Here is a 23544-nt window from a genome sequence, read left to right on the forward strand (position 1 = left end):
CTGTTTGAGTAAATACTGTTATACCCCGTAATATTTGTATAAACGCCGTTTTCAAGCTACGTTTTATAACAAGGCGGAACGGCCTCAAGTCTTGCTGCGCAACGTTTCGCCGGATGTAAACACAACAAAAATAATGACTTAATAATAAATCTGTTTTTTGACTTAGCTTTGTGAGGTGTAAAGGTATGTTTAAGACTCACAGTCAAACGGCAATGGTCTCGGCACAGGAAGTGGTTAATCAAAAACTAATTATGTTGGTGGATGATGATCCAATATTTCGTAAAGTAACCAATGCTTATTTAGAAAGTCAGGGTTTTAAAGTAGTAGAAGCTGAAAACGGCCTAGAGGCGCTTCAACAACTCAGGGAATGCCAACCCGATCTTATCTTGTGTGATTTATCGATGCCGGTATTAGATGGCATTGAATTCGTCGAAGAAGTCAGTCTTGAATATCCATACTTGCCGCTTATCGTGGTGTCCGGCACGGATGAAATGTCCGATGTCGCGAAAGCGTTGCGATTTGGTATTAAAGACTTTCTTCCTAAACCGATAGGTAATTATGAGCACTTATCTCAGGCGATAGACAATACGCTCGAAGATACCGATAGCCATTTCTCAGAACAGCGAGACTTTTCAAGTCAGTGGTTCCGAGTCGATGACGGTGGCGAAATCCCAGATGAGCAAGAGCTTCACTGGCATCTAGAGTATTTGCAGCAGAACCCGAGTGCTGCAAGAGATTTACTGCATGCTCTATTGCCAGAGAAAGATGCTTCTCAAGGTGATTGGCGCTGCTCATACCGTTTATTGCAATCGACGGACGTTATGCCACTGGTGTTTGATTATCGTTGGTTAATGAACGGGCAATTTGCGTTCTATCTCGTTGACTCTGCTTCCCAGAGTAATGATGGTGTCGCGACGACATTGCTTGTTAGGGCTTTGTTTGACGATTACCTGCGTAATTTGAAGAGTTTCAGTGCTGATCTGAAGGATATGGTAGGGATCATTGAAAAAGGAATCGAGTGTTCAGAGTGCGCTGGTGCGGTTAATGCTGTATTTGGTGTCGCTGATCTGGCTTCGTCCTCCGTTTCTATCCTGCCTGCGGGTTTAGATAGTCATTGGTCTGACGGAAATACTAATCAACATATCGCGGCAGGTAACTGTTTAGGGGCAGGAAGTATGAAAAACTTCATAACCCGAGATTTACCGCTAGGTGTTGCTGGTCAGCTATCCATTGGTTGTTTAGGTTCTTCAAGTTTTAGCTTAAATATTGCCCGGAAATCACGACTGGTATAATTCTGACTTCATAACACAATAAGCAGCGTCTTGGCGCTGCTTATTGTCTTTTTAGAACCACAAAAAACAACAAATGCTCGAACAATAACCTTACTTTTTGCTGGTGTTTAGATTTGGCTGTTTAAGGTATAGTCAACGCCTAAAACAATAATGACCCATTTGTGCAACGATAATTTAACGCTGTGCCTTGGGAGAAGCAAAGTCAACTAGTGAGAAGATACATCATGGCAGACAAAGATTTTAAAGAGCCTTATAATATTTTTTACTTTTTAGGTTTCATTGCAGTACTTTTAATTCCAACACTACCTGCAACGCTAACCTGGCTTCGTGTAATGAATGGTTACGCAGGCTTTTAATCTAGCTATTTTGTACCGGAGTTCACCATTCGTATTAAGCGTTACTTTTTCAATACCGTTGGTGGACTCTGTATTGTGCTCGGCATTGCCGGCATAGCCCTTCCGCTTTTACCCACCACTCCTTTCATTCTACTTGCTAGTGCATGTTTTATGCGTGGTAGCCCCGCATTTCATCATTGGCTACATAACCACAAAACGTTTGGACCGATTCTCGATAATTGGCATAAGCACCGGGCTGTTACTTCAAAAGTAAAACAGCGTGGCGCCATTTTTATTGCACTTAGTTTCATGGTTTCAATCGTTGTTGTTCCCCTTGTTTGGGTGAAAATTGGTCTTTTAGTGATGCTAATCGTTTTACTCGGCTGGTTTATGCGTCTGCCTGTGATTGAGTTGGTTGCTGACAGAGAAGAAAATCACTAAGATTGTAGAGAATAGTGTGCCCGCTCTTCGAGTGGGCGTTTGTATTTTCAGCGCCTGTGACTCTTACGAAAATAAGCACATAGTGGTGAAAACCTATTGTTCGTTGCCCTCGTGATACTGCGATTAGAGAGGGCGATGAGCCAATCTAAGTAAATCGGTATTATGACTACAGAAACAATTTCACTGATCAAATCTAGCATCAAAAGCATCCAAGACTACCCAAAGCCAGGCATTCTATTTCGTGATGTGACGAGCCTTCTTGAAGACGCAAAAGCATACCAAGCGACGATCAACTTACTTGTTGAACGTTACAAAGATATGGGCTTTACCAAGGTTGTGGGTACGGAAGCTCGTGGCTTTTTATTTGGTGCGCCTTTAGCGCTTGAGCTAGGTGTTGGTTTTGTACCAGTACGTAAACCAGGCAAGCTACCACGTCCTACTGTTGCTCAATCTTATGAGCTTGAATACGGCGTTGATACACTAGAAATCCATACAGATGCCATCGTTGAAGGCGACAAAGTACTGGTTGTCGACGATTTATTGGCAACGGGCGGCACTATTGAAGCGACGACTAAGCTGATTCGCCAACTGGGCGGTGAAGTTGAGCACGCTGCGTTCGTTATCAACCTACCAGAAATCGGTGGTGATAAACGTTTAGAAGCACTAGGTCTAAACGTATACAGCATTTGCGATTTTGAAGGACATTAATACATTCAATGAGTTATTTAGCTTTAGCGCGAAAATGGCGTCCTAATCAGTTTGACCAAGTTGTCGGACAAAAACATGTCCTGACGGCGTTGGAAAACGCACTGGCGCAAAACCGTTTACACCATGCTTATCTGTTCAGCGGGACTCGTGGTGTGGGTAAAACGAGTATCGGTAGGTTGTTTGCCAAAGGCTTGAACTGCGAAACCGGTATTACCGCGACACCTTGTGGTAAGTGCGATACTTGTCGTGAAATTGATGAAGGTCGCTTTGTCGATCTTCTTGAAATCGATGCGGCATCACGTACTAAAGTTGAAGACACTCGCGAACTGTTAGACAACGTTCAATACAAACCTGCTCGTGGACGTTTTAAAGTGTACCTCATCGATGAGGTACACATGCTATCGCGTCACTCTTTCAATGCGTTGTTGAAAACCCTGGAAGAGCCGCCAGAGTATGTGAAGTTCTTACTCGCGACAACCGATCCACAAAAGCTGCCAGTTACTATATTGTCGCGTTGTCTACAGTTCCATCTCAAACCGATCAGCGTTGATGATATTCATCAGCAACTTGACTACATTTTGGGTCAAGAGCAAGTATCGGCAGAACCAAAAGCACTAGGTATGATTTCACATGCTGCAGATGGCAGTATGCGTGATGCTCTCAGCTTGACCGATCAAGCAATTGCTTTAGGTAACGGTGCGGTGCAAACTGATATTGTCAGCCACATGTTGGGGACGATTGATACCGACCAAGCGATTCACTTACTAGAGTCAATCAGCAGCAAGCAACCTCAACAAGCCATGGATAAAATCCAGCAATTAGCAGCAAATGGTGTTGAGTGGGATGGTTTGTTGCAGCAAGTCGCAACACAGCTTCATCGAATTGCGATGTATCAAGCGCTGCCAGCGTCGCTAGACCGAGCGCAGCCAGATGCAGAAAAAATCGAGTTGTTGAGTAAAGCACTAAGTCCGCAAGACGTTCAGCTTTACTACCAAATTGCATTGAAAGGTCGTGAAGATTTGACTCTCTCGCCAAATGGGCGAGTCGGTCTGGAAATGATTGTGCTGCGTATGATGGCGTTCCGCCCATCAAATAACAGTGGGGCAAATGTTGTTTCTAGTAACTGCGAACCAGCTTCAGCCCCAGTTCAAAGTGCCAGTCAACCAAAGACTGCACCAGCTCAGACAGTAGCTGCTCCTCGAGCTCAGCAGCCGAGTCCAGCGCAAAGCACACCACAAGTGGCGCCTCAACCTTCATCTAATTCACAACCTGAGTATCACGCGAGTGGATATGAGACGGTTCCGCCACAGTATGATATGGCGCCGCCGATGAGCGAAAACCCAGCGCCGCAGCATGAAACGCCACCTCAACAAGTGCAAGAGAGCGTTTCAACACCGGCGCGCGGTGGTCTAAGCGGTTTACGTCACCAATTACGTTCTCAGCGTCAAGGCCTACAACAGAACACTCCTCAAAATGGTGGCTCAAAAAAGCCTAAAGCGGCATCTGCACAACCAGAATCGGTTATCGACCGAGTAGCGCAATTGCATGGCAATTCCGCGCAGGTGTCGCCAAACTCAGCTCCGAAGTCGACGGAGCCGCAAGTTGAGGAAGCGTATCGCTGGCGTCCAAGTAAGCCTGTTGAGACAAAAGTGAATACAAAACTGACACCTACGCAGCTCAAGCAGGCACTTGAGCATGAGAAAACGCCTGAAATGGCACAAAAGCTCATCGATGAATCGTTAGAACATAATGAATGGGCGAAGCTAATCAGCTTAATGGAGATCCCTAAGCTGGTAGAGCAACTTGCGCTAAACTCTCATTATAGTAAGGAAGGAACAACCGTTTCGTTGCTATTGAGAAGCAGCCAAGCTCATTTGAATACAGATAGAGCTCAAGCCGAATTGCTTAAAGCACTTAATACCGTGTTAGGTGAAGAGTGCCACATGAGCATCGAAATAGGGGAGAGTGGAGAAACACCACTTGAACTTAGAGATAGGCTCTATCAAGAGAAATTACAGCAAGCGCTGAACAGTTTAGAAAACGATCCAAATGTTCAATTTATTGAACGTCGTTTTGCTGCAGAGCTTGATAAAGATAGTGTGCGCCCTATCTAATAATCGAATGGAATGGGGTTGAAAACCTAAGGTTATAACCCCATTAATTGATGCAACACCTCATTAAACCAGAGAGATAAACATGTTTGGTAAAGGCGGTATGGGCAACCTAATGAAGCAAGCCCAGCAAATGCAAGATCGCATGCAAAAGCTTCAAGAAGAAATCGCGAATATGGAAGTAACTGGCGAGTCTGGTGCTGGCCTAGTAAAAGTTACTATCACTGGTAGTCACAGCGTACGTCGTGTTGACATCGATGAAAGTTTGATGGAAGACGACAAAGAAATGCTTGAAGATCTGATCGCTGCGGCGTTCAATGATGCGGCCCGTCGTGTTGAAGAAACTCAAAAAGAGAAAATGGCTTCTGTAACTGGCGGTATGCAACTACCACCAGGTATGAAAATGCCATTCTAATCTGCTGATATTTAATTAAGCGGACTTTTAATGCGTACCAGTCATATGCTGGAGCAATTGATGGAGGCCTTACGTTGTCTACCTGGGGTTGGCCCCAAGTCGGCGCAGCGTATGGCCTTTCATTTGTTACAGCGCGATAGAAAAGGCGGTTTGCAACTTGCAGATGCGCTTAGCCAGGCAATGACAGAAATCGGTCATTGTACTGAGTGTCGAACCTTCACCGAAGAAGAAGTCTGTCATATTTGTACTAACCCAAAACGCCAAGAAAATGGTCAAATTTGTGTGGTAGAAAGCCCGGCAGACATTGCTGCAGTCGAAGCAACGGGCCAGTATTCTGGTCGATACTTTGTTCTTATGGGACATTTGTCACCACTAGACGGTATTGGTCCAAGTGATATTGGACTGGATGTGCTTGATTACCGCTTACGTCGCGGTGATATAGCCGAAGTGATTTTAGCAACAAACCCGACGGTTGAAGGCGAAGCCACTGCACATTACATCGCAGAGCTATGTAAAGAACACCAAGTTGATGCCAGCCGCATCGCGCATGGTGTGCCTGTCGGTGGAGAACTTGAGCTTGTTGATGGCACGACGTTGTCACACTCGCTGTTAGGTCGACACAGAATTTAATAAAAAGCCGCTGAATTCAGCGGCTTTTTTGATCTTGTGAGTTGGGAACGATTAATCGTTCGATTCTTTACCAAGAAGGTTTTTGTAGATAACTGCACCAAGTACGCCACCCAAAATAGGCGCAACCCAGAACAGCCATAATTGAGAAACTGCCCAGTCGCCCACATATATCGCGACTGCTGTACTACGAGCCGGGTTTACTGAGGTATTTGTGACAGGAATGCTGATCAGGTGAATGAGAGTCAAACACAGGCCAATTGCGATAGGTGCAAAGCCTTGTGGCGCACGTTTGTCTGTTGCACCCATAATGACAATCAGGAACATCATCGTCATGACAACTTCAGTCACAAGTGCAGCGATCATCGAGTATTGGCCTGGAGAGTGTTCACCATAACCATTGGCGGCAAAGCCAGAACCCACAACATCAAATCCTGCTTGTCCAGATGCAATAACGTAAAGCACGCCACCTGCGATAAGCCCGCCGATCACCTGTGAGATGATGTAGGGAGCAACGTCTTTTGTCTCAAAACGACCGCCTGCCCAAAGGCCAACTGTCACTGCAGGGTTCAAGTGACAACCTGAAATATGACCGATAGCAAATGCCATCGTCAGAACGGTTAAACCGAATGCCAAAGAAACGCCCAACAGACCAATACCCACTTCAGGGAAACCCGCAGCCAACACCGCGCTACCACAGCCGCCTAACACTAGCCAGAACGTGCCAACAGCCTCAGCCAAATACTTATTCATGTTCTTTCCTGATCTTTAATTAAATGACCCGCTGAACATAGTCGAGAATTGTCAATAAATTGTGAGGGAGATCGCGCGAAAACCGCAAATGGAACGCTATGTGGCAAGAGTTCTCAAGGGTGAGATAAAAAGCAGAGGGGGAAAGTGCTAAATCTTGAGTTTCCTTTGATTACTGCCGCGGAGAGAAACAACCGAGGTACTAACTTTAAACGTGTGGTCTAGAGTCGCATTACGTCAATTGTTCTAATTCAGTGATGTTGTCGAGTGCTTCTTGATTGGTCTTGCCGCATACAATCGGACACGGTTTAAAATCGTGACAGACTTTTGGGCGTTCAGGCTTACCAAATAGCTTGCACAAATTGTCGTCGTTGAGTTGTACACAACGAACACCTGCAGGTTTGCCCTTGGGCATTCCAGGTATTGGTGAAGAGATACTTGGCGCAATACAACACGCTCCACATCCTAATCGACAATCCATAATGTAAACCTCTTAAAAATTAAGGGGGCAATTATGGTCATTTTGACGTGGATTGGAAGAGTGAAGAAAGAAAAAAATAAAAGGGTGCGCTTAACATTACGCTCCCTTTTTGGTTTTTTGCTTTTAAATCATCGTGATTATTTTAAGAAACGGTTATAAACAAACAACAGAATAAATGCGCCTAGTGTTGCGGTAATGATACTACCAATGTTGACTCCAGTTGCTCCGCCGAAACCGAGAATGCCGCCAAGGAAGCCACCTACAAATGCCCCTGCAATACCAAGTAACATTGTTGCAATCCAACCGCCCCCATCTTTTCCTGGCATGAGCCATTTAGCAAGTGCGCCGGCGATTAAGCCCAAAATAATCCAAGAAATAATACCCATGAAAACTCCTTAATGCCTTCTTGATCAATTGAGTAATGGAAACTTGTTTAAGGATAGAACAGTAAAACGAAAGTAGTTGAATATCTCCACCGTTATGTGGGAAGGATGCAAGATCTTCTCAAAACTTGAACTTTTGCGTTGAGAAGAGTATAAATCGCCCCCTAAATTCCCTTGGTGAGACCTGAAATATGAGCACTCCATTTTGGCAAAGTAAATCGTTAGAGCAGATGACAGAAGAGGAATGGGAATCTCTCTGTGATGGTTGTGGCAAATGTTGTTTGCATAAGCTGATGGATGAAGATACCGATGAAATCTACTATACCAATGTGGCTTGTAGCTGGCTGAACAGTAAAACGTGTTCATGTAAGGATTACCCAAACCGTTTCACTTCGGGTGAAGAGTGCACCAAGCTGACCCGAGAAGACATCGACGATTTTACTTGGCTGCCACACACGTGCGCTTACCGTCTGTTGGCTGAAAAGCAGCCTTTACCAGAATGGCATCCGTTGATTACAGGCTCTAAGTCCGCAATGCATGCGGCAGGGGAAAGTGTCCGTAACAAAGTTGTTTACGAGATTGATGTGGTGGATTGGGAAGACCATATTTTAAATCATCCCAACCGTCCTTAGTCGAATACAAACAAGCCTTTCATTGATTAAATGAAAGGCTTGTTTGCTATTGGGGCTCCCAACTTTGACGTCTCGCTAACGAAATGCTGCTCAGTTTATTATTTAGTGTTGTAAACTTAGGAGTATGATTTCAACGCTTTACACTTCTATTCCTGATTGTTTTGATCAGGATTGTTCCCTATGAGGTAAACATGACGTTTCATTTCCCCCAGAAACTGCGCCTGACATCTTGGGTGACATTATTCGCACTTGCCGTCATTATGTTCTCCCCAATGGCTGTTCATGCGACTGCTACTGACGATATCCAAGAGCCTTCTGCTGCCGAAATCTCGATTGACAACTTGAACCGAGAGATTGTGGATTTATCCCAAAGCCTCTCGCAAGCGAGTGGCGACGAGCGTGATGCCCTTCAACTGCAACTATTCCAAAAGAATGAAGAATTAAGAAGCCAGTTAGCGTCAGCGATTGAACGTGAAACTATCTCTCGCGACAAGCTGATCTTGCTAGTTAAAAAACAAGAACAATACTCTGAGGACGCGACGAACTATCTATCGGAAAAAATAAAGAAAGTCGTCGAGGATTTAAATAAGGCTAAGGATGAAGAGAAGCTTGCTCTTGTTAATGATTATCGAGAGCTACAGCGTTATCTTGATGTTAGCTTCGATTCGAGCTGGCAAAATCTCGCTTGGTTGAAGGAGCTAGGGGCCCAAAACGAGCGCGCAGAAGCGGAACTAAAAGATAAAATTGATAAACGTATGCGCTTACTGTCTGCTTCTATTGAGTACTTGAGTCAGCAAAGTGAGATCATTGGCTCCCAACTTTCGTCTAGCCCAGAGTCGGAAAAAGCGTCGTTGCAACTTAGTCAGCTCATTACTAAACAAAGGCTAAATATTGCGACAGAAAGCTTACGCAACCTGATTTCAATTGGTGATAAAGTCGGTTTAGAAACGTCTGAATACAAACGCCAAATTTTTGAAGTGACGGGTAATATCACCCATGATTTACTAAATACCAAAGTTGTGTGGTCAATACTGAGTCACTGGTCCAACTCGGCACTGGATTGGTTTGCCGAGAATGCACCGCAGCATATCTTCCAGTTGTTTGTTTTTGCGCTGATTTTATTGATCGCTCGCGGACTGGCTAAGTTAACGCGCAAAGTCGTCCGTAAAGCAGTTGCATCGAAAAACTTAAAACTTTCCCACTTGATGCAGGACTTCTTTATCTCGATGTCCGGCAAATTCGTGTGGGTGATCGGTATCATGGTGGGCTTATCTCAGCTTGGTTTGAACCTAGCGCCGATCCTAACCGGTTTCGGTATTGCTGGTGTGATTATTGGTTTCGCGTTGCAAGACACGTTATCCAACTTCGCGGCGGGTATGATGCTGCTTATTTATCGCCCATTTGATGTTGGTGATTTTGTGTATGCTGGCGGTGTGGATGGCAAGGTAAGCCATATGAGTTTGGTGAACACCACAATCCGTACGTTTGATAACCAAATTATTATTGTGCCTAACAGCAAAATCTGGGGAGATGTTATTAAGAACGTCACGCATGAACGCATTCGCCGCGTGGATATGGTGTTTGGCATTGGCTATGCGGATGACCTCTTAAAAGCGGAGTCAGTATTGTCTGATATCATTACCGCTCACCCTTCGGTACTTCGCACTCCAGAGCCAATGATCAAAGTTCATACATTAAATACGTCTTCTGTAGATTTTATTGTGCGCCCTTGGGTAAAAACGGATGATTACTGGGATGTATACTGGGATGTGACTAAAGAAGTGAAACTACGCTTCGACCGAGAAGGTATTTCGATTCCTTTCCCACAACAAGATGTGCATTTGCATATGGTGGAGAAGCAAGACGCTTAATCACAGGTCCTAACAAGTGAAAGGCACTCTAGGTAGAGTGCCTTTTTTGATCTTCGGTTGGCGTTATTGTTACAGTTCGTTAAAGAACACCAGTTTCGGCTCGCATTCTAACAAGTTGTCGATCTGGCTAATCAAAAGAGCAAAGTGTTCTGTTTTACCGTGAAACTCAAATGCTTGTTGGTCTTTAAATTGCTCCTGAAAAACGAAGTGGCATGCATTGTCTTTATCTTGGAACAATTGATAACGAACACAACCTTCTTCATTGCGAGTAGGTTCAAGCGCTTGGGTAAGTACCTCTTTCAACTCTTGTTCTTTTCCCGGTTGTGCATGAAAGGTAGCCGTCAAGTGAATCATAATGTTTACTCTTTTTGTTATAGGTAACGCCCTTGGCGTTGCAGGAACTCAATTTTGTAACCATCAGGGTCGGTTACAAAAAAGAACGTTGCTAAATGCTTTTGTTGATGGTCAAAGGCTTTGATGTCACCAGTTTCAATGCCGAGAGATTTAATGCGTTTGTGGGCTTGTTCAATGTCCTCCACGCTGACGGCAAGGTGGCCGTAGCCTGAGCCGTGAGTGTAGGGCTCACTTTGGTCGTGATTGTGCGTCAGTTCCAATTCAAAGCCAGTTTCTTGGTTGGCTAGATAGGTTAGAGAAAAGCCATCAAAGATGTATTGATCAGCGACTTCTAGTTCAAGTACGTCACAGTAAAATTGTAGAGAGCGGTCCAGATCACTTACTCGGATCATGGTGTGAATCATTTTTGTCATGGGTACTCCTTGATAGTCCGCATAGGTTAGCGATTTCAAAAGGAGTCTGGGTAGTACTCTAGTACGACAAATTAGATGATGTTCAAGGGTTTATAATACGGATGCATAGCCTAGGATGGTCATTGGTCGGTTGGTTGCTATTAACTGTTAAGTTGCGCAAGTGCTTGACGAGTGGTCTCTTGAGGTTGGCGGGCGTAAGTGAGGCAAGCGCATCGAAGTAAGGAGGCAAAGTTGTTCACTTCACCATTGTATTCGAGTGCTTCTTGATAAACAGTGCTTATGAATTTAGGAACCGTCATGTTTTGAGCACTAGCGATTTCCTCAAGAATTGTCCAAAAGCTCGCTTCAAGTTTTACACTGGTCGCGTGACCATCAATACGGATAGAGCGGGTGATGAACTGATAGTTGTCTTGGGGTTGCTTAGCAAAGATTTCGCACATTTTCTTTATTCATATAATTAAAGACCCATAATTATTGTGGTGTGCGATTTAAAACGTCAACTGTTTTCATGAATAAAAAAAACGCTCCCTTGCGAGAGCGTTGAAACATCACGAGTTGTGAAGTAAGTGCAAGTTGATTATTTAATTTGTTGCTTCAAGTACTCGCCTAGTTGCGAGTGGTGCATGATTTTTGATACCGGAAGGATAGTTTCTGCAGGTCCCCAAGCAAATACGTTGACAGGAGTATGCGTATGAGTACCCGTCCCCCATACTGTGTTTTGCTTTGTTGCATGCTCACGCGCTAGCAAGTTGCCACGGTCGTTGTAAGGAAAGAAAGCATCAAAGTCATTGATTGTCGGTACGTTCTCTTCGCTTAAGTATTTGTGTCCAGCGAGTCGGTATGGATTTGGTTTACTTGCTAATACGCGTTCTGCTTGCTCAGGCGTAATCGAAAAATCGCTATTTGCGTTCACGACTTCCGCAAACTTCTCTGGAGTTTGCTCTTTCTTATCAAGCGCTTGGAATTCACTGATCATGCCGTAGTAACTTTTCTTTTGGTTGTATAAACCATCGAGGATCTCGAACTGACCAAAGTTGAAGTTTGGCGCGTAATCCTGATTTTTGAATGCTTCGCCGTCGCGTTTTTGTGGTTTAGGCAAGTTTGCTGATGAGTAGCTAAAGCCAAAAGAGCCGGTTTCGTGGTCAGCAGTAACAATGATCAGGGTGTCATCACGGCCTTTTGCCCACTCATAAACTGAGTTTACCGCTTCATCGAATTTAAGCATTTCATGCAGCATCGTACCTGCATCGTTACTGTGGCCAGCCCAGTCAATTTGGCCGCCTTCAACCATCAAGAAAAAACCGTCTTTGTCTTTTGAAAGAATGTCGATTGCTTTGGTGGTCATTTCTTTCAGCGATGGCTGCGTGCGTTTTGGATCGTTTTTGCTTTGACTGTAGGCAATACCATCGTTCATGCCCGAGTAAGCAAAAAGTCCAAGTAATTTGTCACCTTTAGCTTGTGTGAGCATATCGCGGCTGAAAGCCAGGTTGTAACCTTGGTCTTGCGCCTCAGTAAGCAAGTTGCGCTCATCTTTACGTTTCGACTTTAGGTAGACATTACCTTCAGTGAGCTTTTCAAGTTGCTCGTATGTCTTTCCCTTGTCGTTTGTCGACTTTGGAATCCAATGACGAAGTCCACCAGACATCATCACGTCTACGCCTGTTTCGAGCATATCCGCCGCAATATTGTTTTCTAGGGAGCGATGTGGTTGATGAGCGGCAAATGCTGCTGGCGTTGCGTGGGTCATACGCGTATCAGAGACGAGCCCTGTCGCTTTACCTTTACTTTTGGCTTTTTCCAAAATAGTTTCGACATGGTTGCCTTGGCTATCAATGCCAATGACTTCAGAAGCGGTAGGGATTCCTGTCGCTAGCATCGTAGCTGAGCACGCAGAGTCGACGACAATTGCGTCTTCTGGATTGGTCAGTGATGATCCAATCACACCTTCTTGAGCGAGTTTGTATAACGCTGTGCTTTCGCCTTTGTAAACCGAGTTAGGTGCGTGTTTTGCGTAGGTCTCGAGTAAACCAACTTGTTGAGGACCCATGCCGTCGCCGATCATCAAAATGACGTTTTTGATTTCAGCTGAGAGTGCGTTGAAAGAGAGGGTAGATGCAGCCACTGCCGTAACGATTGGAGATACTAAGCGCTTCATTATATTTTCCTTGTTTATTGAAAGCGCAGGCATTAAAGCAATGATTTATGAAGGTTTTGTGTCGGTAATAAAAGTTTAACCAAATTGTCGTTTTTGTTTGGTTTTGCAGAAAAAATGAGTCGCTCTGTAACGTTCGTTAGTTTGGAAAGAAGAAAGCCCACAAACGTGGGCTTGGATTACGCTTAGGAGTTGAAAGCATGGACTAAAGTTATCCATTCAGTGCCTTCACAAGAAACCTAGTTTAGGGAGCAATAAACGAGCATGTATTATCGGGCCACAAGAGCGGTCGAATTCACTTACGTTTGCATCATATCGTTCTTTGGCTTATTAAATTATGGGCTGCAGTAAGTGTTTGGTTCAAATAGGATTTGTTGTCGTGACGATTATCAGACTGGTTATCAGACTAATGCCAGTATGATGCCACCAACGGTAAGTGCCGCAGAAAGGTATTGACCCGCAGAATATGAGCCATCCTCTTCTTTCTCGATTTTATCGGGGTGATCCATGCCAAGCGCACCATGCGTGAAAGATTCGACCTTTTCACCAACAGATTTATCTTCTGCTTCTATTTTCTTGCTGTCGTGCTCGATTTGTTGCAGAGCGGCAAGTAGCGCTTTGCCTTCGGTCGAAAGCGTCACCTTATTGTGTTCGACTTTCAGCGGCGAAGCACTAGTTTCTTCTTGTGCAATACTTGCTTGTTTAGAGGCGACAGATTGTTTGGCATAGCTATTAACAGAAGTGCTTCCTACTGGATTCATCGAATACTCCTTGGAACATCGACACTCGGTCACTGAGTGCGGGTAAAAAGCAGTTATATTTTTATCGGCGGCAAAGTTTATTTCTGAAGCTATTTGGATAAAAACAGGTCTGCTTTTGCCGCTTCTAGTTTCTATTGGTGATCATTAGCAAAAAATAGACCAGCAGGAAGCAGACCCTTGTCACTCGATGAACTCGGAGCGGTGTGATGATGCAACGCAACGACAAGGTAGTAACTTAAATTGAAGACCAGCTACTTACATTGAAGATCGTTATTGCGTTTAGTTAGATGTTGATATGCCGCCATGCGGTGAGCATCTTGTACATACCGTACTGGTGGTGCGAGAACCTCTAACTGATAGTCTGTATTATCAGAAAGCACGTTATCTGTTGGGCTAATTACAATCACTTTTAAGCTCGGGTTGCGGCTTAAGATTGATGCTGCCGTACCCAACCCTTGCTCGGTGTGAAACTTGCCCGCAACATGGACAATCTGAACGCCTGGGTTGTCGTCTAGATAGCTAACGATAGATTCCGCCATAGTTTCATCCCAAGTAACTTGAGCTGCAAACTGTTTTTCCGTCTGCTCTGGCTTACCGTGATGCATGGATGCCATGAACTTTTCTTTGTACGGACTACTACCAGTGTTGATGGCTTGTGCAATGAACATCCGCTGATCATCATCGAGCTTGTTAATGTAATCTAGCCCTTGTCGACCAATGCATCGAACAATGCTCTTTGGTGCATTTGCTGCAATGACCGGGAGATTTTTCTGCTTAGCAAACTCCACGAGAGGGCGATAGTCGCTTTCATAATTGGGCCAAGCGTTGGCTTGTTTCATTAAGTACTGTTCGCCGATCTCCCCACGTAGGTAAGCGTCAACAACAGGTTGTTTGTCGCGGGTAAATTGTTCCATAGATAACGCGAGTGAGCGGTCGTAGGACGTAAGTTGTTTGAGCATATCGGTTTGAAAGCGATGAACGCCGGCGTGTGTGTGCCATTCACCAATAAGAATGACATCTGCTTGTTGCAGCTCAATTGGCAGTTTGCTTAGAGCGATGTGCTCGCCAGAAGGGGTGTATAGTTGGTAGTCGTAAAAACTAGTGACTTCCGCTGAGGTTGCGTGAGAGTCGGTGTGCGTATATGAAGAGCAACCAGTAAGTAAGCCTGCAAAGAGCAAGCTCAAAGTAGAAAAGCGCATTGAAAAGCCTCCAAAAATGTCCGGATGATATTAATGGAGGCTGAGCAATGAATCAATATAAATGATAACTATTTGCGTTTGTTGTTTTTTTGACTTATTAATTGAGTGTTTTTTTGCGATATACACGCAACATAAAATCAGCCTCACATTGGAAAAGTGTAGCGGATTTCAACTCTTCACGAAGAGCATCGGTTGCTTTCCATGCGAATGGCGTCATTTGCAATAAATCGATTGCGGCTCCGTTTTTCAAGTCCATAACATAGTTAAGATGCTGCTGGTGCTCTAATTCAAACCCTTCAATATGTTCTGGTTCTTCATTGTGAAGACGAACTTCTTGATAAATGCGCTCACGCAGTTGGTATAAGTGGCGGCTAGCAGGAGTAACCGTGACAACAACGCCGTCGTTTTTTACAACGCGCTGCAGCTCCTCAGCTTTACACGGGGCATAAATGCGCAAAATGGCATCTAAGGATTCATTTGCGAAGGGAAGTCGGTGACTAGAAGCCACACTAAAGTTGCAGTGCGTGTAACGCTTCGCCGCGTAACGAATGGCAACTTTGGAAATGTCTAAGCCATAAATCGTGGCATGGTTCGCTTGTGTTTCTATCGTCTTTTGTACTTGATCTGTGTAGTAACCTTCACCACAACCAATATCTAATAATTGATGAGTGCTCCCCTCAGTGTATGTTGCACACAGCTGCGCCACTTCTTGGCGCATTGGGTTGTAGTAATCTCCTTCGAGGAACCGACGACGAGCTTGCATCATCTCTTTGTTGTCACCAGGATCTTTAGAACGTTTGTGGTGCGCTGGCATCAAGTTAACGTAGCCTTCTTTTGCTAAGTCAAACTGATGATTGTTTTCGCACTTAAACGTTTTTTCATTTAACGCTAGAGCTTGGTGGCATAGAGGGCATTGATAGTTCATGACGATCTCGAACAGAAAGTAGGGCGGCAAATTCTATCAAAAAGCATGGTCTCAAGTGAAACAAAAAGAGCCGACTGGGTCGGCTCTTATTAAGTATTAGTGGAAGAAGTCGACTTGCTCTTTCAAGTTTCGTGCTTGTTGTTGAAGTTCAATGGCACTTTGCGAGGTTTTTGCGCTCGTGTTGCGGCTTTCTCGGTTAAGTTCACTGATAGAATGGGCATTTGCTGCAATTTCTTGTGAAACTTGAGCTTGTTCTTCTGAAGTCGCTGCAATGGCGTCGGCTTGAGAGGCTATCGACTGCACTTGTACTGCTATGGCTTCTAATGCTGTGCCCGCGTCTTGTGCTTTGTCCAAGACCTGGTTTGCACTGCGTTGGCTGTCTGTCATCATATTAACTGCATTATGAGTCGACCCTTTTAGTTTCTCGATAATTTCCACGACATCTTGAACTGAGCTTTGGGTTCGGTGCGCAAGTGTGCGCACTTCATCTGCTACAACTGCGAAGCCACGGCCTTGCTCACCTGCTCGTGCTGCTTCAATGGCGGCATTCAAGGCAAGTAAATTGGTTTGCTCAGCAATTTCATCAATCATTTTAGTGACGGTTTGAATACTCTCGCTATCGCGATTTACTTGCTCGATAGCCGTTGCTGATTGATCCAATTGATCGTTAAGTTGAGCAACGTCGATACATACGCCTTCAACAATCGCGAGACCAGATTGACTATCAGTATTTGCTGAGCGTACGTTTTCCGCAATGCTTTCGACTTGTTGTGCGACAGATTGAGCGGAAGAGGCCATTTCTTCAATCGCTGTCACAACTTGCTCGACTTCTTGTTGTTGTCGGTCGGCTTGGGTCAAATTGCTATGTGCATCGTTGGCAACGCTGGTGGAGTTGCTCTCCACTAAGTCGCTTGTTGAACGGATCTTACCAACGAGTTCATTGAGCTGACTTGCCATACTGGCGACACCCGAGCTCAGGTTCGTAATTTCATTCTTTGATGCTTTACGAGACGCTGGAATGTTCAAGCTGACTTCGCCGCCCGCTAAGCGAGTCATGTATGAGTTTAGAGTTGTGAGAGGTTGTAAGCTGCGATTCAAGAAAAGTGTCAGTACAACAAAAGTAATGATTGCCGCTACCGAAGAAATGATGGCAATGAGTGTGAGAAGCGTGTCGCTACCTTTTGTCACTTCTTTGATAAACGTACCACCTAGCAGTTTCCAGTTCCAACCTGGAACCTCTGTGTAGACAAGATACTTTTCGCCTACGTTACCTTGGTACTCGAAAGGGTAGCGAATTAATCCACTAGATTGTTCGAAAATCTGGCCAAAAGGCTTGTGACCATTGTAGTCGGCGACTTCTAGTATTGACGAATCTGAGCCGCTTTTTGCTGGATGAAGTAGGTATTTACCAAGATTGTTTTCGTCGTCATCAACGATAATGGTGTAACCAGTGTCGCCCCATTTTATCTCTTCGAGTGCATCGAATAAGGTTTGTGTCGCTTGGTCTACTGGTAAGCCGATAAACGATAGGCCTGCTACCTTTCCTGTCGCATCTTTGATTGGGGCATAGTAGGTAATGTAGCGCTCGCCATACAATTTAATTTGAGCGTAATACGGTTGTCCTGCTTTAAGTTGCTGATAACCAGGATGGTTGATGCCTAACGTGGTTCCGACCGCTCGTTGACCTTGTGGATCTTTTAGGGAGGTGGACACCCGAATAAAGTCGTCACCCAATGGTGCGAATAGCGTTGCTATAGCGCCGGTATCACGTGTGAAACTGTCGACCAACTTGGTGTCATTAATTAAGCTTTCACTGTATTGAGTGATGTTTGGTACTTCATGTCCCATGAAGTCAACCGTGTAATTTTCGACATAGACACCGGCAAGGTAGCCATTGCGAAAAGTAGATTCGAGGACTTTAGCTGTGTGCAGGTAAGCATCGAATTGGCCAGCAATGGTTTTTGCCATTGATTCTACTTTAGATTGGTGTTCTTTCAGTGTGCTTTCCAATAGAACATCGGAAGCGTTGCGGTAAACAAGCGCTGCAATACTGCTGAAAGCAATGAATAGACACAAAGTGATCACCAGTTTCAACTGGAATCCGACACTTTGATTTCGGTATCTCTCTAACATAGACTAATTCCTGATATTTTTATTATTTATGAGTTTTGTATCGGTATGCTATCGGTTTATATGATCAATTTTTTTGATATTTATTAATGAAACCGTCAAAAGTGACCAGTAACCAATAAGTTAGTAAAGATAGGACCATCTAAGCAGAGCTTTTATTACAAAAAAAAGCCGGGTATCCCCGGCCTTTATATGGTGATTCTTACTGCGCTGAAATGACAGTGACAAGTTCATGTGTCTCACCTGGTTGGAGCGTTTGACCTTGCTCAATACTTGGTGCATGAACAGCAGACTCCACACACAACATGGTTTGATAACCATCGTCAGCCATGTCACCCATGCTTTGCGCACCTTCTGCCCAAGGGTTCCATAATACTGCTGAGTTGTGGCCTTGGTTGTGTACGCTTAGCGTACGATCCAATACCGGGTCTTTTACCAAAATTTTCGCTTCTGGTTGCGTGTAAACGCGATCAATCGTGTCAGTTAGTTGTAGAACATTACCACCTTGGCATACCGCATCAGCTTTCAAGCTATCAATGTACTCGGCACCCATGCCTGTCGTTTGTGCTTGCTTAATGTCTCCAACGTTTAGGTAAGTATGTAATGCGCCAGAGAAGGTCCAAGCCTCGTCATCAATGTTCATGACTTTGAGCGTCACTTTTAGCTCATCGCCCACTTCAATCACCAAACGAGCGTCAAACATGTGGGGCCAAATATCGTGGATTTCTTCTGTCGGGAACAGAGCAAGTTCAACAATCACACCGTTATGGTTCTCACGATGTTCAACCAACTCCCATTCTGCGGTGCGGGCAAAGCCGTGAGCTGGAGCAGCGATACGCCCAAACCAAGGCCAACAAACCGGAATACCACCGCGAAGAGCAGCTTTACCATCGAAGACAGCTTTTTCGCTCATCCAGATCAGATCTTCTTGACCTTCAGGCGTGAACGACACGACATGACCACCGTGTAGCGAGATGCCTGCCGTTGCTTTGTCATGAATCACGCGGACGATTTTTATCTGATCAACTTCAACGATAGTGACGTTATCAGATAGCACCGTTAGGGCTGGGAGAGTTTTTAAATCCATGTGTAGTTTCCTATCGCTGGGGGAGAGCTTTTAGACGCGCTTCGCACATTAAATGCAACATCGAGCCTGCATTCTCTCAAATTCCAGATACAAAAAAGGCGACCCTAGAGCCGCCTTTTCTTTAACGAAGTTATTCGCTAATTGCTAACTTTCTAATTACTTAGAGATGTGAGCGATTAGGTCTAGAACTTTGTTTGAGTAACCGATTTCGTTGTCGTACCAAGATACAACTTTAACGAATTTGTCAGTTAGTGCGATACCAGCTTTAGCATCGAATACTGAAGTGCAAACTTCGCCGATGAAGTCTTGAGATACAACTGCATCTTCAGTGTAGCCTAGAACGCCTTTTAGTTCGCCTTCAGAAGCTTCTTTCATCGCTTTACAGATGTCTTCGTAAGAAGCACCGTTAACTAGGTTAACAGTTAGGTCAACTACAGAAACGTTAGCAGTTGGTACGCGGAAAGCCATACCAGTTAGTTTGCCGTTTACTTCTGGAAGTACAACGCCTACAGCTTTAGCAGCACCAGTTGAAGATGGGATGATGTTTTGAGAAGCACCACGACCACCGCGCCAGTCTTTAGCAGAAGGACCATCTACAGTTTTTTGAGTTGCTGTAGTTGCGTGAACTGTAGTCATAAGACCAGATTCGATACCGAACTTGTCGTTAAGAACTTTAGCGATAGGCGCTAGACAGTTAGTAGTACAAGAAGCGTTAGAAACGATGTCTTGACCAGCGTAAGTGTCGAAGTTTACGCCGTTAACGAACATTGGAGTAGCGTCTTTAGAAGGACCAGTTAGTACAACTTTTTTCGCGCCAGCAGTGATGTGCTTACGTGCAGTCTCGTCAGTTAGGAAAAGACCAGTTGCTTCAGCTACAACGTCAACACCGATTTCGTCCCATTTTAGGTCTTCAGGGTTGCGCTCTGCAGTAACACGTACAGTTTTACCGTTAACGATTAGGTTACCGCCTTCAACTTCAACAGTACCGTTGAAACGGCCGTGAGTTGAGTCATACTTAAGCATGTATGCCATGTAATCTACATCGATAAGGTCGTTAATACCTACTACTTCGATGTCGTTGCGCTCTTGCGCTGCACGGAATACGAAACGACCGATACGGCCAAAACCGTTAATACCTACTTTGATAGTCATTATAGTTGCTCCACAACTTAATTTCTGATTAAAGATAACTGGTAGTAAAATTACAGAATCCAGTAAACATCTGCAAGTGATAATCGGACTTAACTTGTTTAAAGTCAAAAAAAAGCGACGCTTTTTTTAACAATTCTTTGCAAATGTACGTTTTTTAAACTTTTAACTGATTCTTCTGTAGCCCAGTTGGCGTAATATAACTGGTGAGATAAGTGCTCTTATCAAATTAATTACGCATGGTGTCCTGGTGAGAAAGTATGTGCTACAACTGTTAAGAGAAGCAAGTTTTTTGCTAAAAAAGTCAATACCAAGAACAGTAAATAAGGAGCCGAAAGTCGTGGAACAAAGCGGGAAAAAAGTGACGAAGTCAGATGAACAGTGGCGTGAGCAACTGTCTGATGAAGAGTTCCGTGTTTGCCGAGAGCAAGGTACAGAGCCTCCTTTCAGCGGTAAGCTACTGCATAATAAGGAAACTGGTGTTTACGCTTGTACTTGTTGTAATGCCCCTCTCTTTGTCTCTGATAACAAGTATGACTCTGGCTGCGGATGGCCAAGTTTTGATGCGCCTATCAACGATCAAGCGGTGCGCTATTTAGAAGATCTAAGTCACGGAATGGTACGTACAGAGATTCGTTGTGCAACGTGTGATAGCCATCTAGGGCACGTTTTTGAAGATGGCCCACAGACCACAGGAGAGCGTTTTTGTGTTAATTCTGTGTCGTTAATTTTCAACAAATCAGAATAATAACGACAAAATTGTGCTCGAGATGTTTTATCCTTTCAGGATGATTCATGCTCAACGGTGATCTGAGTGTCGCTCGACTTAAATAAAAACTCCCGCTCATTGCGGGAGTTTTTCGTTTATATCTCACTGGGTATCATTGCTGGGGAATAGATACCTTTCTCTATGGCTTTCGCCACCGATTCGGCTAATTCATCCAACTGCTTATATCGCTCTGGATGACTGAAATTGAACATACGTTGGAGCTGCTTTTCATCAGCAAGCGGTACGTCGAATCTCTTCGCGACCATTGCCCATAGATACGCTTGCTCTTTGTCTCCAAGCCCTTGATGAATACTTGCCATTGACTTGAGAATGACCGGATTGATGTTGTCTTCATCAGATAAAGACAACGCGTTATTAAGAAGCTCCAGGGTTTTCTTGGTATCTCGGTTGGTATAAAAAGTGGCTAATGCATATTGCATCTCAGCATTATTTAATTGGGGAGACCCTTCCATTTGTAAAAATGCGCGCCGAGCTTGAGTATCTCCCGTTTGAGACCATAAGAAATACAAAGTAGCCGGGTCTTCTGAGCCTTTTAACTCGTTTACAATGCGCTCTAGCTCATCAATACTGTGTACCAATGCATTAAAGCGTTGTCTTTTGAGAGCACTTTGATCAATAGGGGTGATCTGGGAGGCGAGTTCTAAGCATTTCCTATATCCAGCGACCAGACCGTATTCGATGATTTGGTTGGCCTCTGATGGGTTTTTCAATTGCTCAAACCGATGCCAAACCAAATTTGTTCTTGGAATTCGACATTGGCCGTCATCCATATTGAGCTGCTCGCAACGCAGCTCTGGTGTTTTTTGGCACAACTCTTCGGTTGTCACGTTACCTTCAAAACAGCCCGATAGCGCAAAACATGCGAGGCTGAGAAGCAACCAGTTTGTTCTTTTCATGGCTTTGCTTGTGATCCGTTACACCAATTCATTTTCGTATTCTTGACTCAGTTTCTTAACCCGTTATGTTCTGTAAATAGAATGTAATAAGAAGGTACACTATGGACGCAGAACAACTATTACAAGCGATGACTCCAGAAGTTTATGATCGCTTAGTGTATGCAGTAGAAACGGGAAGATGGCCTGAGGGTACAACACTTTCTAAAGAGCAGCGAGATTCGTGTATGCAAGCTGTGATGTTGTATCAATCAAAACATAATACTGATGCGCAGCATATGACGGTTGCAGCCGGTGGTGAAATCAGTTTTAAATCAAAACAAGAGCTTAAAAAACAATTCAGCGGAGAAGAGAGCGATATTGTTCGTGTCAATCCGAACATTGATTAATCCTTACGCCTTATTTCTCAAAATTTTATTATTTTGATTTTGAAAGAAAAAAGCCCAAATTGTATTGGGCTTTTTAGATCGTAGAAAGCTTGAACTTACAGGCTCATTTCACCACGCAGTACTTGTTGCATTCTCTCTTTTACTTCTTCGTAAGAAAGGTTTTGGCTTAGAAGGTAGTGTAGTTTTGCCAGCGCCGCTTCGGGCGTCATGTCAAAGCCACTGATAACACCAGAGTCTGCGAGCGCACAACCTGTGGCATATCCGCCCATATTCACTTTACCTGCCAAACACTGAGTTAGGTTTACGACAATAACGCCGCGCTCAGAGGCTTCTTTCAGGTGACCAAGTAGCTCAGGGTTCTGAGGAGCATTACCGACACCAAAAGTCAGAAGAATCATCGCATTCACGGGCTGACGAAGCGTGTTGCGGATAACTTCGTGTGAAATACCAGGGTACATGGTGATCACACCGATTGGTTGTGGCGTGATGTTGTGAACCTTAAACTCGCCTTCTGGTTGTGCACCAACGGTTATGCTGTTGCTAACTTGAATATTGATCCCAGCTTCCAATAGTGGAGGAAGGTTTGGTGAAGTAAAGGCATTAAAACCGTCTGCATGAGATTTTGTGCTGCGGTTACCACGCATCAATTGATTATTGAAGAACAAAGTTACTTCGTTGATCGGGTAGTTTGCCGCAATATGTAGCGCGTTTAATAGGTTTGCTTGGCCGTCAGAACGCAGCTCTGCGAGAGGGATTTGTGAACCCGTTACAATCACTGGCTTACCAAGGTTTTCAAGCATGAAAGACAATGCGGACGCTGTGTACGCCATGGTGTCAGTACCATGTAGGATAACGAAACCATCGTATTTGTCATAGTTGTCACGAATATCATTCGCAATCTGCTGCCAGTCAGCAGGTGTCATATCTGATGAGTCAATCAGAGGGTCGTATTCGTGGATGGTGTAATCCGGCATTTCAGGACGATGGAATTCGGGCATGCTTGCTAATTGCTTTTCCATAAAGCCAGCAACAGGCACATAGCCGTGGTCGGATTTTTGCATTCCGATGGTACCACCGGTGTAAGCGATGTAGATGTGTTTTCTAGTCATCGTTTTTTCTTTCGTGTAGGGGAACAGAGGCGGGGATTATATACCTAAATAACCTTGAGATGCGAGGCTATACGCACAGCATCAGAAAGTCATCTGAGGAGATGCAAAGCCTAATAAAAAGGGCACTTCAAGTAGAAGTGCCCTTTG

At 44.4% G+C, this 23544-nt stretch carries 26 protein-coding genes; 11 read left to right on the forward strand and 15 right to left on the reverse strand.

Annotated elements, in window-relative coordinates; genetic code table 11:
- Window positions 1-185 precede the first annotated feature (185 nt).
- The 7 genes from R7P64_RS09860 to recR all read left to right on the forward strand — a co-directional run bounded on the left by R7P64_RS09860 (window position 186) and on the right by recR (window position 5932).
- Window positions 186-1292 carry a response regulator gene (locus R7P64_RS09860; RefSeq protein WP_005397213.1) on the forward strand — a complete coding sequence of 369 codons (1107 nt, stop codon included), beginning with the start codon at window positions 186-188 and terminating at the stop codon, window positions 1290-1292.
- A gap of 224 nt (window positions 1293-1516) precedes the next feature.
- Window positions 1517-1648, forward strand: coding sequence for a hypothetical protein (locus R7P64_RS09865; RefSeq protein ID WP_005380608.1), 132 nt, complete (start codon window positions 1517-1519; stop codon window positions 1646-1648).
- A gap of 33 nt (window positions 1649-1681) precedes the next feature.
- Window positions 1682-2068, forward strand: coding sequence for a YbaN family protein (locus R7P64_RS09870; RefSeq protein WP_371131105.1), 387 nt, complete (start codon window positions 1682-1684; stop codon window positions 2066-2068).
- A 162-nt stretch (window positions 2069-2230) separates the two neighbouring features.
- A complete protein-coding gene (gene apt / locus R7P64_RS09875) occupies window positions 2231-2776 on the forward strand; it encodes an adenine phosphoribosyltransferase (RefSeq protein WP_005380615.1) in 546 nt (181 codons plus the stop codon).
- 8 nt (window positions 2777-2784) lie between these two features.
- Window positions 2785-4890 carry a DNA polymerase III subunit gamma/tau gene (dnaX, locus tag R7P64_RS09880; RefSeq protein ID WP_150919182.1) on the forward strand — a complete coding sequence of 702 codons (2106 nt, stop codon included), beginning with the start codon at window positions 2785-2787 and terminating at the stop codon, window positions 4888-4890.
- Window positions 4891-4972: 82 nt separating this feature from the next.
- Window positions 4973-5302: a YbaB/EbfC family nucleoid-associated protein gene (locus R7P64_RS09885; RefSeq protein WP_005380618.1), complete on the forward strand. Its 330-nt coding sequence runs from the start codon at window positions 4973-4975 to the stop codon at window positions 5300-5302.
- 30 nt (window positions 5303-5332) lie between these two features.
- Window positions 5333-5932, forward strand: a complete 600-nt coding sequence (recR, locus tag R7P64_RS09890) for a recombination mediator RecR (RefSeq protein ID WP_031780610.1) — start codon at window positions 5333-5335, stop codon at window positions 5930-5932.
- A 51-nt stretch (window positions 5933-5983) separates the two neighbouring features.
- Here recR and aqpZ read toward each other — a convergent pair whose 3' ends face one another.
- The 3 genes from aqpZ to R7P64_RS09905 form a co-directional block, all read right to left on the reverse strand.
- Window positions 5984-6682 (reverse strand): aquaporin Z, encoded by a 699-nt coding sequence (gene aqpZ / locus R7P64_RS09895; RefSeq protein WP_318123438.1) that lies wholly within the window; start codon window positions 6680-6682, stop codon window positions 5984-5986.
- A 229-nt stretch (window positions 6683-6911) separates the two neighbouring features.
- The gene (locus tag R7P64_RS09900; protein ID WP_065767476.1) at window positions 6912-7160 is read right to left on the reverse strand and encodes a YkgJ family cysteine cluster protein; all 249 of its coding nucleotides are present in this window, start codon (window positions 7158-7160) and stop codon (window positions 6912-6914) included.
- A 137-nt stretch (window positions 7161-7297) separates the two neighbouring features.
- Window positions 7298-7546 (reverse strand): GlsB/YeaQ/YmgE family stress response membrane protein, encoded by a 249-nt coding sequence (locus R7P64_RS09905; protein ID WP_005380625.1) that lies wholly within the window; start codon window positions 7544-7546, stop codon window positions 7298-7300.
- A gap of 188 nt (window positions 7547-7734) precedes the next feature.
- Here R7P64_RS09905 and R7P64_RS09910 point away from each other — a divergent pair, with 188 nt between their 5' ends.
- Together R7P64_RS09910 and R7P64_RS09915 are read left to right on the forward strand one after the other, a co-directional pair.
- Window positions 7735-8175, forward strand: coding sequence for a YcgN family cysteine cluster protein (locus R7P64_RS09910; RefSeq protein WP_005384948.1), 441 nt, complete (start codon window positions 7735-7737; stop codon window positions 8173-8175).
- 191 nt (window positions 8176-8366) lie between these two features.
- Window positions 8367-10046: a mechanosensitive ion channel family protein gene (locus tag R7P64_RS09915; protein ID WP_047104397.1), complete on the forward strand. Its 1680-nt coding sequence runs from the start codon at window positions 8367-8369 to the stop codon at window positions 10044-10046.
- A gap of 69 nt (window positions 10047-10115) precedes the next feature.
- On the opposite strand, the gene R7P64_RS09920 is transcribed toward R7P64_RS09915, so the two are convergent.
- From R7P64_RS09920 to gap, 10 genes are all read right to left on the reverse strand, one after another.
- Window positions 10116-10400: a putative quinol monooxygenase gene (locus tag R7P64_RS09920; protein WP_047104400.1), complete on the reverse strand. Its 285-nt coding sequence runs from the start codon at window positions 10398-10400 to the stop codon at window positions 10116-10118.
- Between the two features lie 17 nt (window positions 10401-10417).
- Window positions 10418-10813 carry a VOC family protein gene (locus tag R7P64_RS09925; RefSeq protein WP_005380685.1) on the reverse strand — a complete coding sequence of 132 codons (396 nt, stop codon included), beginning with the start codon at window positions 10811-10813 and terminating at the stop codon, window positions 10418-10420.
- 140 nt (window positions 10814-10953) lie between these two features.
- On the reverse strand, window positions 10954-11253 hold the full coding sequence (locus tag R7P64_RS09930) for a ribbon-helix-helix domain-containing protein (protein WP_005384938.1): 300 nt from the start codon (window positions 11251-11253) through the stop codon (window positions 10954-10956).
- Window positions 11254-11390: 137 nt separating this feature from the next.
- Window positions 11391-12968 carry an alkaline phosphatase gene (locus R7P64_RS09935; RefSeq protein WP_053349597.1) on the reverse strand — a complete coding sequence of 526 codons (1578 nt, stop codon included), beginning with the start codon at window positions 12966-12968 and terminating at the stop codon, window positions 11391-11393.
- A 398-nt stretch (window positions 12969-13366) separates the two neighbouring features.
- The gene (locus tag R7P64_RS09940) at window positions 13367-13726 is read right to left on the reverse strand and encodes a hypothetical protein (protein ID WP_005380688.1); all 360 of its coding nucleotides are present in this window, start codon (window positions 13724-13726) and stop codon (window positions 13367-13369) included.
- Window positions 13727-13977: 251 nt separating this feature from the next.
- Window positions 13978-14925: a ChaN family lipoprotein gene (locus R7P64_RS09945; RefSeq protein ID WP_318123443.1), complete on the reverse strand. Its 948-nt coding sequence runs from the start codon at window positions 14923-14925 to the stop codon at window positions 13978-13980.
- A gap of 97 nt (window positions 14926-15022) precedes the next feature.
- Window positions 15023-15850, reverse strand: a complete 828-nt coding sequence (rlmA, locus tag R7P64_RS09950) for a 23S rRNA (guanine(745)-N(1))-methyltransferase (RefSeq protein WP_005380691.1) — start codon at window positions 15848-15850, stop codon at window positions 15023-15025.
- A gap of 96 nt (window positions 15851-15946) precedes the next feature.
- Window positions 15947-17983: a methyl-accepting chemotaxis protein gene (locus R7P64_RS09955; protein WP_318123445.1), complete on the reverse strand. Its 2037-nt coding sequence runs from the start codon at window positions 17981-17983 to the stop codon at window positions 15947-15949.
- 199 nt (window positions 17984-18182) lie between these two features.
- Window positions 18183-19067 carry a D-hexose-6-phosphate mutarotase gene (locus R7P64_RS09960; protein WP_033907352.1) on the reverse strand — a complete coding sequence of 295 codons (885 nt, stop codon included), beginning with the start codon at window positions 19065-19067 and terminating at the stop codon, window positions 18183-18185.
- A 156-nt stretch (window positions 19068-19223) separates the two neighbouring features.
- Complete coding sequence (gene gap / locus R7P64_RS09965) at window positions 19224-20219, reverse strand: type I glyceraldehyde-3-phosphate dehydrogenase (RefSeq protein ID WP_005380697.1); 996 nt, start codon at window positions 20217-20219, stop codon at window positions 19224-19226.
- Between the two features lie 337 nt (window positions 20220-20556).
- On the opposite strand from gap, the gene msrB reads away from it, so the two are divergent.
- On the forward strand, window positions 20557-20964 hold the full coding sequence (gene msrB, locus R7P64_RS09970; RefSeq protein WP_005380698.1) for a peptide-methionine (R)-S-oxide reductase MsrB: 408 nt from the start codon (window positions 20557-20559) through the stop codon (window positions 20962-20964).
- A gap of 116 nt (window positions 20965-21080) precedes the next feature.
- Here the strand turns inward: msrB and R7P64_RS09975 are convergent, their stop codons facing one another.
- On the reverse strand, window positions 21081-21902 hold the full coding sequence (locus R7P64_RS09975; RefSeq protein ID WP_047104411.1) for a DUF2989 domain-containing protein: 822 nt from the start codon (window positions 21900-21902) through the stop codon (window positions 21081-21083).
- Between the two features lie 101 nt (window positions 21903-22003).
- Between R7P64_RS09975 and R7P64_RS09980 the strand changes: the two genes are divergently transcribed.
- A complete protein-coding gene (locus tag R7P64_RS09980) occupies window positions 22004-22288 on the forward strand; it encodes a YeaC family protein (protein WP_005380700.1) in 285 nt (94 codons plus the stop codon).
- 95 nt (window positions 22289-22383) lie between these two features.
- Here R7P64_RS09980 and ansA read toward each other — a convergent pair whose 3' ends face one another.
- Window positions 22384-23397, reverse strand: a complete 1014-nt coding sequence (gene ansA / locus R7P64_RS09985) for an asparaginase (RefSeq protein ID WP_005384922.1) — start codon at window positions 23395-23397, stop codon at window positions 22384-22386.
- Window positions 23398-23544: the final 147 nt, after the last annotated feature.

The sequence above is a fragment of the Vibrio sp. 2304 genome, assembly GCF_033339475.1.
Classification (GTDB): domain Bacteria; phylum Pseudomonadota; class Gammaproteobacteria; order Enterobacterales; family Vibrionaceae; genus Vibrio; species Vibrio alginolyticus.